The organism is Streptomyces sp. NPDC017520 (assembly GCF_044329855.1).
Classification (GTDB): domain Bacteria; phylum Actinomycetota; class Actinomycetes; order Streptomycetales; family Streptomycetaceae; genus Streptomyces.
The window spans coordinates 252,587-264,646 of the sequence record NZ_JBIRKB010000007.1 but is presented as its reverse complement, the minus strand read 5'-3'; the positions used below and the strand labels follow the sequence as shown (position 1 = coordinate 264,646).

The 12,060-nt window shown below is 71.1% G+C and carries 11 protein-coding genes; 10 read left to right on the top strand and 1 reads right to left on the bottom strand.

Going from position 1 to position 12,060, the window contains the following annotated elements:
- Positions 1-154 precede the first annotated feature (154 nt).
- The 7 genes from ACH4KB_RS19265 (at position 155) to ACH4KB_RS19235 (ending at position 9,826) form a co-directional block, all read left to right on the top strand.
- Positions 155-1,393: a glycosyltransferase family 2 protein gene (locus tag ACH4KB_RS19265; RefSeq protein WP_398067081.1), complete on the top strand. Its 1,239-nt coding sequence runs from the start codon at positions 155-157 to the stop codon at positions 1,391-1,393.
- Between the two features lie 180 nt (positions 1,394-1,573).
- Positions 1,574-4,342 (top strand): CDP-glycerol glycerophosphotransferase family protein, encoded by a 2,769-nt coding sequence (locus ACH4KB_RS19260; protein ID WP_398067080.1) that lies wholly within the window; start codon positions 1,574-1,576, stop codon positions 4,340-4,342.
- A 173-nt stretch (positions 4,343-4,515) separates the two neighbouring features.
- Positions 4,516-5,670: a glutamate 5-kinase gene (gene proB / locus ACH4KB_RS19255; protein WP_398067079.1), complete on the top strand. Its 1,155-nt coding sequence runs from the start codon at positions 4,516-4,518 to the stop codon at positions 5,668-5,670.
- Between the two features lie 128 nt (positions 5,671-5,798).
- Positions 5,799-6,290, top strand: coding sequence for a hypothetical protein (locus ACH4KB_RS19250; protein ID WP_398067078.1), 492 nt, complete (start codon positions 5,799-5,801; stop codon positions 6,288-6,290).
- 175 nt (positions 6,291-6,465) lie between these two features.
- Positions 6,466-7,749: a glutamate-5-semialdehyde dehydrogenase gene (locus ACH4KB_RS19245; RefSeq protein ID WP_398067077.1), complete on the top strand. Its 1,284-nt coding sequence runs from the start codon at positions 6,466-6,468 to the stop codon at positions 7,747-7,749.
- Positions 7,750-7,888: 139 nt separating this feature from the next.
- Positions 7,889-8,476, top strand: coding sequence for a hypothetical protein (locus ACH4KB_RS19240; RefSeq protein WP_398067076.1), 588 nt, complete (start codon positions 7,889-7,891; stop codon positions 8,474-8,476).
- 201 nt (positions 8,477-8,677) lie between these two features.
- Positions 8,678-9,826: a hypothetical protein gene (locus ACH4KB_RS19235; RefSeq protein WP_398067075.1), complete on the top strand. Its 1,149-nt coding sequence runs from the start codon at positions 8,678-8,680 to the stop codon at positions 9,824-9,826.
- On the opposite strand, the gene ACH4KB_RS19230 is transcribed toward ACH4KB_RS19235, so the two are convergent.
- Entirely contained in the window at positions 9,738-10,889 is a 1,152-nt protein-coding gene (locus ACH4KB_RS19230; protein WP_398067074.1) for a M48 family metallopeptidase, read from the bottom strand. The genes ACH4KB_RS19235 and ACH4KB_RS19230 overlap by 89 nt on opposite strands.
- A 111-nt stretch (positions 10,890-11,000) precedes the next feature.
- Here ACH4KB_RS19230 and ACH4KB_RS19225 point away from each other — a divergent pair, with 111 nt between their 5' ends.
- The 3 genes from ACH4KB_RS19225 (at position 11,001) to nadD (ending at position 12,055) form a co-directional block, all read left to right on the top strand.
- On the top strand, positions 11,001-11,153 hold the full coding sequence (locus ACH4KB_RS19225) for a hypothetical protein (RefSeq protein ID WP_018961243.1): 153 nt from the start codon (positions 11,001-11,003) through the stop codon (positions 11,151-11,153).
- 84 nt (positions 11,154-11,237) lie between these two features.
- Positions 11,238-11,399 (top strand): hypothetical protein, encoded by a 162-nt coding sequence (locus ACH4KB_RS19220; RefSeq protein WP_018961242.1) that lies wholly within the window; start codon positions 11,238-11,240, stop codon positions 11,397-11,399.
- A 38-nt stretch (positions 11,400-11,437) separates the two neighbouring features.
- Positions 11,438-12,055 (top strand): nicotinate-nucleotide adenylyltransferase, encoded by a 618-nt coding sequence (gene nadD / locus ACH4KB_RS19215; RefSeq protein WP_398067073.1) that lies wholly within the window; start codon positions 11,438-11,440, stop codon positions 12,053-12,055.
- Positions 12,056-12,060 lie beyond the last annotated feature (5 nt).

Sequence of the window (12,060 nt, the reverse complement as noted above, 5' to 3'; positions counted from 1 at the left end):
ACCTGACCGAATTGGCTGAAAAGTAGGCAACCCCGACCGCGACCCGTACGTCTTTCCCAGGGGGAGGGGTGTGCGGGTCGTTCGGCATGCGGATGCGCAAAGGGTGCAGAGCCGGGCGAACTACCTTCTTCCGTGATCAAATCGACAGGTGCACATGGCCGACATGCCCAGGAAGAACGACGAGCCCGATGTCAGTGTGATCATCGGAGCCTATGACGCGATGCCCTACCTGGCCCGGTGCCTGGAGTCCGTCGAGGCGCAGACCATCGGCGCGGACCGCATGGAGATCGTCGCGATCGACGACGGCTCCACCGACGGCACCGGCGCCTGCCTGGAGGAGTTCGCCGCCAGGACCGCGATTCCCATGAGAGTCGTCCGGCAGGTGAATTCCGGCGGACCCAGCGGCCCGCGCAATCGGGGCCTCTCCCTCGCCCGCGGCCGGTACGTCTTCTTTCTCGACGCGGACGACTATTTCGGCGAGGAAGCCCTGGAGCGCATGGTCGCCATGGGGGACCGGGCGGGCACGGACGTGGTGCTCGGGAAGATCGTCGGCGTCAACCGCGGTGCCGCGAAATCGATGTGGAAAGAAACCGTCGAGCGGGCCGACCTGTATTCCTCCAACGTCAAATTCACGTTGAGCGCGCAGAAACTGTTCCGGCGCGACCTCCTCGTACGCCTCGGAATGACCTTCGACGAGAAGCTGAAGACGGGTGAGGACGCCCTGTTCACGATGGAGGCGTACATCCGCGGCAACGGGATCTCCGTAGTCGCCGATTACACCTGCTACTACCTGGTGGGCCGCGAGGACCGCAACCAGATGACCAAGAAGGGCAGCTACGAACGCCGCTTCGACTCGGCCCGCGCCCTCATGGGGCTCATCGCCCAGCACGTCCCCCCGGGCCCCCGGCGCGACGTCCTGATGGTGCGGCCGTTCGTCATCACGCTGCTGCCCCAGTTCGGCCCCGGACTGCTGAAACAGAAGCCCGAGGTCCGCGAGTGGAAGATGGCGCTCGCCGCCCCGCTGATGAAGACGTACTGGACCCCGGAGCTCGGCCGCAACCTCAAGGTGAACGAACGGCTGCGGCTGATGTGCCTCGCCGAGGGCCGGCTCGACCTGCTCCTGGACATCGTCGCCTTCCTGCGCGCCAAGGAGGAGCCCGAACTCGTCCGCCGGGGGAACCCGCCCCGTCTCCACCTCGCCTACCCGCACTTCGGGGAGAGCTCCGTTCTTCCCGACCGGGCCTACGAGGTGACCATCACGGAATGGGTCGGCGGACGGCGGATCGAGCCACCGCGGGACCAGCCCCGCCTCTCCCTCGCCCGGCGCGTGGTCCGCAAGGCCCGCCGGGCGCTGCTCGGTGCCGTGCGCGCCCCTCGCGGCCACCGCGTCTGACCCGGTGCGCGGGGGAGTGCGGGCCGCCTCCCCGGCCCGGTGACGACCGGGGCAGTTCGTCCTGTGAGAGGTGTCACGTCATACTGTGGGGCAACCATGAGACCGTTGGAGCCGTCTCATTAACGCCCCGTCCTTCTGGGGTTCATCATCTGCACGTCCCCCCGGAAAGGCCCTCCACCCGTGGCGTCCCTCGAAGCGATCCCCGACGAGCTCAGCCGGCTCATGAAGTACTTCCCGGAGACTCCGGTCGAGGAGCGCCCCGAGTTCCACCGAGCGGCCAAGGACTTTCTGGCCCGTGCCGCCCCCAAGGTCGTACGGCAGTTCTCCCCGATGGCCCGGGTCAAGTGGCATCTGGCGGCCAGCGGCCGCGGTGACGAGCTGGTGGACCTGCTGCACTACGAGCGCGAGAACCCGGGAGCCTTCTCCGTCCGCGGCCTGCGGCGCGCCCGCATCGAGCTGCCCGGCGTCGAGAGCTCCTCGCTCCCCTCCTCGGTACGCAACTTCAACCGCAGCGAACTCCCCGTACGCGGCAAGCTCCTCGACCTCGGCTGGGAGGACGGCAAGCTCCTCGTCAAGGGGTACGCCTACATCCCCAACGTCCCCTCGGCCACCGGCAAGCGGTCCCTGCGCGTCGCCGTGCTCCGCCGCCAGGGCAGCCGCTCCACCCTCCCGCTGCGCATGCGCACCACCCTGGAACCCCGCGCCACCGCCGAGGCCAAGGGAGCCCTGCACAACTACGACTGGTCCGGCTTCGAGCTCGGCATCGACCCGTCCCGACTGCGCGTACGCGGCCAGTGGCAGCCCGGCACCTGGCGCCTGGGCATCGGCATCCCGCGCCCCGGCGGCATGTCCGTGGGCAGCATCACCAAGAACAACGCGGGCGCGTCCGGCCACAGCTACACCCGGGTCCTGGACGACGGCGTACGCCTCGTCGCCGGCTTCGACCGCAACCGGCTCAAAATCTCCGTGGACGTCGTCCCCGCCGAGATCATCGCCCAGGAAGCCGACGGCGAGTCCCTCACCGTCACCCTGCGCTCCCGCGTCACCACCCCCGCGGGCAAGTACCCCACCGCCCTGCGCATCGACCACGAGCCGAGCGGTTTCGCCACCGACCTCCCGCTCCAGCAGGGCGAGACCGGCGCCGACGGCTGGCTCCGCCACACCGCCCGCCTCGACTTCGCGGACCTCCCCGTCGACGACGTACGCCCCGGCAAGGCCGTCAAGTACCGCGCCCAGATCGTCTTCGCCGACGGCACCGCCCGCCGCGCCACCAACGGCGCGCGGTCCGTCACCGGAGTCCACCCGCTGCCCGAGGGACGCGAGTTCGCGATCCTCACCGACGGCGCCGGGAACTTCACCCCCCAGGTCCGCACGGTCCAGCCCCTCGTCGACAGCGTCGAGTGGAGCACGGACGGCGAGCTGGTCCTCTCCGGCGTCTACACCGGCCCCGCCGAGCAGATGAAGATGGTCCTGCGCCACACCGGCCGCAACGAGGACCGCCCGCTGCCCGTCGAGTTCGCCGACGGCCGCTTCACCGCCCGCCTGCGCCCGGACACCATGCCCACCTACGAGGGCACCGTGCCGCTGCGCGCCGGCCGCTGGATGCCCCGCCTGCGCCTGCGCACCGAGTGGGACCACACCCGCGACCTCCCCGTCACGATCCGCCCCGACCTCGTGAACACGCTGCCGCTGGCCCACCGCGGCGAGCACCGCACGTACACCGTCGAGCGGCTCGACTTCGACCGGATCTTCGTGGAGTCCGGGCCGGTCCTCGACCCGGAGCTGCGCGGCGCCTACCGCCAGCGGCTGATGCGCGACGTCTACACCCCCGAGCAGCGCAAGCTCCCGCTGCGTGAGGCCGTGCTCTACAACAGCTTCGGCGGCAAGCAGTTCTCCGACTCGCCCCGCGCGGTCTACGAGGAGCTCAAGCGCCGCGGCACCGAGGTCGAGCACATCGCGATGGTCCACGACCAGCAGGTCGTCCTGCCGCCCGGCGTCCGCGGCGTCGAGTGGGGCAGCAAGGAGTGGTACGAGGCACTGGCCCGCAGCCGGTACGTCGTCACCAACGGCGGCATCCGCGAGTGGTTCGTCCGCCGCGAGGGCCAGGTCGTCGTCCAGACCTGGCACGGCACCCCGCTCAAGCGCATCGGCGCCGACCTGCTCGGCACCCCGAAGGCGAACCTCGCCTACATCGCGAGCCTCCCGCAGCGCTCGCGCCAGTACAGCCTGTTCATCACGCCCAACGCCTTCACCACCCCGATCATGACGAACTCCTTCCGCCTCCAGTGCGAGGTCCTGGAAGCGGGCTACCCGCGCAACGACGTCTTCCACGCCCCCGACCGCGTCAAGCGCGCCGCGGCCGTACGGGAGAAGCTCGGCATCCCCGCGGGCAAGAAGGTCGTCCTGTACGCCCCCACCTGGCGCGACGACCAGCGCTACGGCGGCCGCCGCTTCAAGCTGGACAACCAGATCGACGTCGAGGCCGCCAAGCGCGAGCTCGGCGAGGACCACGTGCTGCTCTACCGCAAGCACCACAAGGTCCTCGACTCCATCCCCGGCGCCGGACAGGGCTTCGTCTACGACGTCACGTACTACCCGGACATCGCCGACCTCTACCTGATCGCCGACGTACTGATCACGGACTACTCCTCGGTGCTGTTCGACTTCGCGCACTCCGGGCGGCCGATGCTCTTCTTCACGTACGACCTGGAGCACTACCGCGACACCCTGCGCGGCTTCTACTTCGACTTCACCTCCCGCGCCCCCGGGCCGCTGATCAAGACCTCCGAGGACCTGGTCGCCGCGATCCGGAACATCGACGCGGTGAGCGAGGAGTACAAGGAGAAGTACGCCCAGTTCCGGGTCGACTTCTGCGAACCCTCCGACGGCCGCGCCGCCGCCCGGGTCGTGGACCGGATGCTCGCCGTCAAGGACGAGCAGCGGAGCTGAGCCCACCGCGGCCGTCCCCGCCGCCCGCCCGCACCCCGCTCACCTGCCGTCCTTCGGCGTCCACCGGGCGGAACGGGCAGGCGGCGGGGGCGGCCGCTCGCGTACTGTGCTGAGCCGGGGCGGCACAGCGGGCCCCGCGTCGGACACCGGGGCGATCCAGAGCGAGGAAGCACGTGGCAGAGCAGAGGCCGTCGGGCCGTGAGCCGGCGGTGACCGGCGCCCGCAGGGTCGTCGTCAAGGTCGGCTCCTCCTCCCTCACCACCGCGTCCGGCGGCCTCGACGCCGACCGCGTCGACGCCCTCGTCGACGTCCTGGCCAAGGTCAGGGACGGTGGCGAACGCGAGGTCGTCCTCGTCTCCAGCGGAGCCATCGCCGCCGGTCTCGCCCCGCTCGGCCTCGTCCGCAGGCCCAAGGACCTGGCCCGCCAGCAGGCCGCCGCCAGCGTCGGTCAGGGCCTCCTCGTGGCGCGCTACACCGCCTCGTTCGCGCGCTACGGCGTCCGCGTCGGCCAGGTGCTCCTCACCGCCGACGACACCAGCCGCCGCGGCCACTACCGCAACGCGTACAGCACCCTGGACAAGCTCCTGGAGATGGGAGCCGTCCCCGTGGTCAACGAGAACGACACCGTCGCCACCGACGAGATCCGTTTCGGCGACAACGACCGGCTCGCCGCCCTCGTCGCCCACCTCGTCCACGCCGACCTGCTCGTCCTGCTCTCCGACGTGGACGGCCTCTACGACGGACCGCCCGACACCCCCGGCGCCTCCCGGATCGCCGAGGTCACCGGCCCCGACGACCTGACCGGCGTCACCATCGGCAGCGCCGGGAAGGCGGGCGTCGGAACCGGCGGCATGGTCACCAAGGTCGAGGCCGCCCGCATCGCCACCGCCGCCGGCGTCCCCGTCGTCCTCACCTCCGCCAGCCGCGTCGCCGACGCGCTCGCGGGCCGCGACACCGGCACGTACTTCCACCCCACCGGGCGCCGCTCCGCCGACCGGCTCCTGTGGCTGGCCCACGCCTCCACCCCGCAGGGCGCGCTCACCCTCGACGACGGCGCCGTACGGGCCGTGGTGGAGCGGCGCACCTCCCTGCTGCCCGCTGGAATCTCCGCCGTCGAGGGCGAGTTCAGCGCCGGAGACCCGGTCGAGCTGCGCGACCCGCACGGCACCCCGGTCGCCCGCGGACTCGTCAACTTCGACGCGAAGGAGATCCCCCAGCTGCTCGGCCGCTCCACCCGGGACCTCGCCCGCGAACTGGGGCCCGCCTACGAACGCGAGGTCGTACACAGGGACGATCTGGTCCTCCTCGCCCCGCGCCTCACCCCCTGAAACGGCTGAAAGTCCCTCCATCCAGCGGGGACCTTCCCCAAAACCACCCCATGCCCGCCTGTGGACTGGTCCACTTTGTAGTGGGGGAACAGGGGTACCGCACAGCAACACATCACAGGAGGCCGCCGGTGAGACGAGCGCGCCCGGGGGCGCCGCCCCGAGGCACGGCCAACCGCGCCCTGACGAGTGTCGGAGCGGGGGCGGATTTCGACCGGAATCCGGCCCCCGCGGACACCGTCGAACGGGAGCCGGTCACGACGGCGAAGGAGGAGGCCCCGCAGTCCAAGCTCTGGCACATCACGCTCAGCGTGTCGGGCGCCGAGACTCCGCTGGGGGAGGTCAGACGCGGCCTGGAACAGCTCGCGCACGACCACCCCTTCCTGCTGACCAGCCGCTACGCGAGCGACCACGCGGAGATCCGCTACTGGGAAGAGGCCCGCGATCTGCACGATGCGGCCGCGGTCGCGCTGCGGCTGTGGGGCGAGCACCGCTCCAGCGCCCAGCTCCCGCCCTGGGAGATCGTCGGCCTGGAAGTCATCGACCGCGAGACCTACCACCTGCGGATCGCCGAGGGCTACGGACCGCCGCCCGCGGCCCCCGTGGGCGTGCACCCCTACTGACCCAGGTCCTGTCGTCAAACTGCCGTCGTCGCCCGGAGGGCGGCCCTGGGGGGGGCAGGCGGCAGTTTGACGACAGGGCCTAGGGGCGATCCGGTGGCGTCCGCGCCCCGGGTCGGGCGTCTCGCATCACGGGATACGTGACGGATGCCCGCAGAGTGCGCATTACTCTGCGGGCATGACCACGCTCTCGCCCTACGACAACCTCTCCCCGGTCGCGCAGACCGCCTACCGGGCCCGCGCCGCCGCCGCCGACATCGCGCCACTTCCGCGCGCGGCCAAGGACGACGCGCTGCTGGCCATCGCCGACGCCCTCGAAGTGCGCACGAGCGAGATCGTCGAGGCCAACGCGAAGGACGTCGAGCGCGCCCGCGAGGCCGGGACGAGCGAAGGCATCATCGACCGCCTCACCCTCACCCCGGAACGGATCCGCGCCATCGCCGCCGACGTACGGGACGTCGCCGCCCTCCCGGACCCGGTCGGTGAGGTGGTGCGCGGCTCGACCCTGCCCAACGGCATCGACCTCCGGCAGGTGCGGGTCCCGCTCGGCGTGGTCGGCATCATCTACGAGGCCCGGCCCAACGTCACCGTCGACGCGGCCGCCCTCTGCCTGAAGTCCGGCAACGCGGTCCTGCTGCGCGGCTCCTCCTCGGCCTACGCCTCCAACACCGCCCTCGTCCGGGTCCTGCGCGACGCGGTCGGCGGCTCCGGCCTGCCGGCCGACGCGGTGCAGCTCGTCCCCGGCGAGAGCCGTGACTCCGTGCGCGAACTGATGCGGGCCCGCGGCCTGGTCGACGTCCTCATCCCGCGCGGCGGCGCCTCGCTGATCCGCACGGTCGTCGAGGAGTCCACCGTGCCCGTCATCGAGACGGGCACCGGCAACTGCCACGTCTACGTCGACGCGCAGACGGACCTGGCCATGGCGGTCGACATCCTGATCAACTCCAAGGCCCAGCGGCCCAGCGTCTGCAACGCGGCCGAGACCCTCCTCGTCCACAAGGACGTGGCGGACGCCTTCCTGCCGCTCGCCCTGGACGCGCTGGCCGAGGCCGGGGTCACCGTCCACGGCGACGAGCACGTCCTCGCCCGCGCCGAGGGGTCCAAGGCCACGGTGGTCCCCGCGACGACGGAGGACTGGGAGACCGAATACCTCTCCTACGACATCGCCGCGGCGGTCGTCGACTCCCTGGACGCGGCGGTCGCCCATATCCGGCTCTGGTCCTCCGGCCACACCGAGGCGATCGTCACCACCTCTCAGGCCGCCGCCCGCCGGTTCACCCAATTGGTCGATTCGACGACGGTCGCCGTGAACGCCTCCACCCGCTTCACGGACGGCGGGCAGTTCGGCTTCGGCGCCGAGATCGGCATCTCCACGCAGAAGCTGCACGCCCGCGGTCCGATGGGCCTGCCCGAGCTGACCTCGACGAAGTACATCGTCACGGGCGACGGGCACATCCGCTAGACCTCTCCTCGGCCCCTCCGGTCGGCCCCTCCGGTCGGCCCTTCCGCCGTGAGGGGCCGACCACGCGTTCTCCCGCGCCGACCCGGGGGAGTTCACGGGGTCCCTGCCCAAAAGGTGCCGGCCGGGCTACCCTGAAATCGTGCCGGACGACGTGGGGGGCAGGCCGTTTCCTGACGGCTGGGAGCCCGACGACGACCGCGGGGGCGCGGACGAGGACTTCGCCTCCGTGGTGTTCGACGAGGACTTCGTCCGGTCCGCCCCCGTCCATGAGCCCACCGCCGTGGAGCGCCTGCTCACCGCCGCCGAGGCCCGTGCAGAGGCCGACGCCGCCCGCGCTCGCCGGAGCCGCCGCGCGGACGACGGCGTGTACGACCCCTACGGCGGCCCCCGGGGCTACCACGACCCCCAGGACCTCGACTACGACCCCGACCACGGCATCGGGGACGACGACTGCGCCCCGGGGCCCTACGGCCGCCACGGCGGCTCCTTGCGCCCCTACCGCAACTCCGCCCGCTGGCACCGCCCGGTCGCCTGGCTGCTCGCCCTGGTGATGGGTGTCGGCATGGTCTCCCTCGCCTTCACCGCGGTCTACCGGGGCGGCTCGAACAACCGACAGGACCAGGTGCCGCCGCCCGTCACCAGCGGCGTGGACAAACCTGGGGCCGCCCCGTCGGCCTCCGCGGACTACTCCCGCCCCACGGTCTCCGCCGAGCCCCGGCTGCCCTGAACCCCCTCGTCACCCGATCGCCGACGGCCGCACCAGGCGCTTCCGCACTCCCGGCCGTCTCCGCGTTTACGCGGGCCGCAATCGACCTACCCTCAAGAGGTGACCCCTCGTTCCCAGGGGGGCTTCTCGCTGCGGAGGCCACTCGGCCGAAGCAGACCGTTGCGCACCGAACCGACCGGTGTGGAGATGGGGAGAGAAGTCATGACAGGCCGCTCAGAACCACCGGACGGTGCGCCCGAGAACCCCGCGGGCGGCGAGGACGAGTACCGCTCGCTCGTCTTCGACGAATCGTTCGTCCAGGCTGCGCGGATGCAGGAGTACTCGGCGCAGGAACGGATGGGCGAGCACGCCCGCGCCGTCCGGGCGCTGCCCGACGCACAGGCCATCCGCAGCGGCGGCGGCTCCCGGGCCGCCATAGCCCTGGTCGTCCTCATCGCCCTGACCTTCGCGGTGGCCGTCTACATAGGATTCCGGAGCCCGTACCCCCAGCCGGCCATCCGGCGGGCCGAACCTTTGCGGACCACCGTCGTCCCCCTGGCCCCCCGGGGAGCCGTGCCGGGCGGATCACCCGAGTGGTTGTACCGGGCCGAGCCGGTCTCCGGATTCCGCACGGGCGCCGACGGCATCAACGTCCCCACCGTGCGGCGCACGCAGAACTTCTCCGACAGCCAGATCACCGCCGCCCTCGCCACGGTCAAGGACTACCTGGTGGAGTCGTCCCTGAACCCCGACGTCCTCACCGGCTCCGTACGCCGGCCCGTCGAGCACCTCCTCGACCCGGACCAGCGCGCCCAGTTCGAACGGAGCCTGAGCAGCCCTGCGGACGACGGGGGCCACGCCGCCACCGGCTGGCTGGTGCGCTTCGACCCGGAGCAGGTGGAGCTCGCGGACCCGCAGATCCGGGTCGAGGGGACCCTCGGCTACGAGGAGGAGGCCCCGGGCGTCCTCGGCGTCGTCTCGGACCACACGTTCACCTACGCCCTGCGCCCGGCGGACAAGCCCCACCGGGACGACGGCGCCTCCCTGTTCACCGTGCGGCGCGAGCTGCGCTTCCGCTTCGACCGGGAGGACCTGCGACTGCACCGCCTCGAGGTGGTCACCGCCCATGTCCAGGCCGGGCCACAGTCCTGCTCGGCCGACGCGACCGGGATGCTCCGCCCCCTCCTCGCCGGGGAACGGGCGGACGCCCGCGGGCCCGCCGCCACCGACCCGTACGCCACGGGCCGGCCCACGGCGGCGCTGTGCGGGACTCTGGAGGCCGTCAGCTCCGCGACGGCCCCGACGACGTCCCCGGGCTCCCCTCCTCAGGGTCCTGGGGCGGCCGACCGGCCGTCCCGTCCCCGTCCGTAGCGGAACCGCCGGACGGGCCCTGCGCCCCGCCCTTCGCGCCCCCGGTCCCGGTGAACCGGTCACGCAGCTTGCCGCCCAGGTCTCCCGCGCCGCCGGCGATGTCGCCCACGAGCTTCATCAGCGGGTCCTTGCTGGTGCGCACCGTGTCCGCGTAGTGCGAGGCGGACTCCCGGAACGAGTCGGTCACCGAGGTGTCCTTGTCCTCGTCGCGCCGCGGGTAGTGGCCGTCCATGATCCGCTGGAAGTCGCGGGTCTCCGACCACTTCTTCAGCTCGGCGGCCCGCACGGTGGTGAACGGGTGCGTGCGGGGCAGCACATTGAGGATCTTGAGGACGGAGTCCCGGAGGTCGCCGCCCTTCTCGTACTCGTCGGCCTGGGCCAGGAAGGCGTCCACGTTCATCTCGTGGAGGTGATTGCCGCCCGCGATCTTCATCAGACCGCGCATGGAGGCCGTGATGTCCTGGCCGACCAGCAGCCCGGCCCGGTCCGCGGACAGCTCCGACTTGCGGAACCACTCGCGCAGCGCCGTCACTATCGCCATGATCGCCACATTGCCCAGCGGGATCCAGGCGACCTTCACGGCCAGGTTGGTCAGGAAGAGCAGTATCGTCCGGTACACCGAGTGACCGGAGAGCGCGTGGCCCACCTCGTGGCCCACCACCGCCCGCATCTCCTCCTCGTCGAGCAGCTCGACCAGGCCGGTGGTGACCACGATGATCGGCTCGTCCAGCCCGATGCACATGGCGTTGGGCTGCGGGTCCTGCTTCACGTACATCGGCGGGACCTTCTCCAGGTCCAGGATGTAACACGCGTCCCGCAGCATGTCGTTGAGGTGGGCGAACTGCGCGTCGCTCACCCGGACGGAGTCGGAGAGGAAGAGCAGCCGCAGGCTGCGCTCCGGGAGCAGCCCGCTGAGCGCCTTGAACACGGTGTCGAACCCGGTCAGCTTGCGCAGGGCCACCAGGGCCGAGCGGTCGGCGGGATGCTCGTAGGCCCGGGAGGAGATCCCGGGGAATCGCCGGCGCTGCCTGCTCGGCACGTTCTCGTGACTGCTGTCGGTCATGGATGGCCCCCTGTTCGTACGAGACGTCGCTCGTCCCCCGGACAAAAGCCAGCGTATGCGCTGGCGCTACGGTGTGCGGGGGGCTGTGGATAACTTTGAGGAGCGCCCGAAATGTCGCACACCGCCGTACTGCTCGCCGCCGCGTCCGAGGAGCAGGGACCGGGTGACACCCTCCGGATCGTGTTGCTCGTCTCGATCCTCGGGGCGGTGCTGCTCGCGTGGTTCCTGCTGCGCGGATACCGCAACGACGACAACAACGACTGAGTCGCCGTGAGCGTGCCCGGGGGGCCCGCATACGATGTGACCGACGTCTTCCTTCCGATTCACGATCGATAGGTCCTGCCGAAGATGAGCCTCACGAGCACCGCACACCAGCTGGTCACTCTCGCCTCCGAGGGCGGCGAGGGCGGCAACCACGAAAGCCTCAACCCCTACTTCGTCGGCGCCGGGGCGTTCCTCGCGCTGATGTTCCTGCTGTGGGTCACCACCCGCTTCAACCGCGACCGCTGAGTCAGAGGCGTACAGCTGTGCCAGTAGGCTCTGCACGCATGGGAGAGCAGGAAGTGCCTACCGGCCCCGGCAAACGCCGCATCGGCGTGATGGGCGGGACATTCGACCCGATCCACCATGGACACCTGGTGGCGGCCAGTGAAGTGGCCGCCCAGTTCCATCTCGACGAGGTCGTCTTCGTCCCGACCGGGCAGCCGTGGCAGAAGAGCCACAAGAAGGTCTCCCCGGCCGAGGACCGCTATCTGATGACGGTCATCGCCACCGCGTCCAACCCGCAGTTCTCCGTCAGCCGGAGTGACATCGACCGTGGCGGACCGACGTACACCATCGATACGCTGCGGGACCTGCGCGAGGTCAACGGCGACGCGGACCTCTTCTTCATCACCGGCGCCGACGCGTTGTCCCAGATCCTCACCTGGCGCGACGCGGAGGAGCTGTTCTCGCTCTCCCACTTCATCGGTGTGACCCGCCCGGGTCACGTGCTCACGGACGACGGGCTGCCCGAGGGCGGCGTCTCCCTCGTGGAGGTGCCCGCGCTGGCGATCTCGTCCACGGACTGCCGTGAGAGGGTCGCGCAGGGGGAGCCGGTCTGGTACCTGGTGCCGGACGGGGTGGTCCGCTACATCGACAAGCGCCAGCTGTACCGCGGCGACTGAGCCAC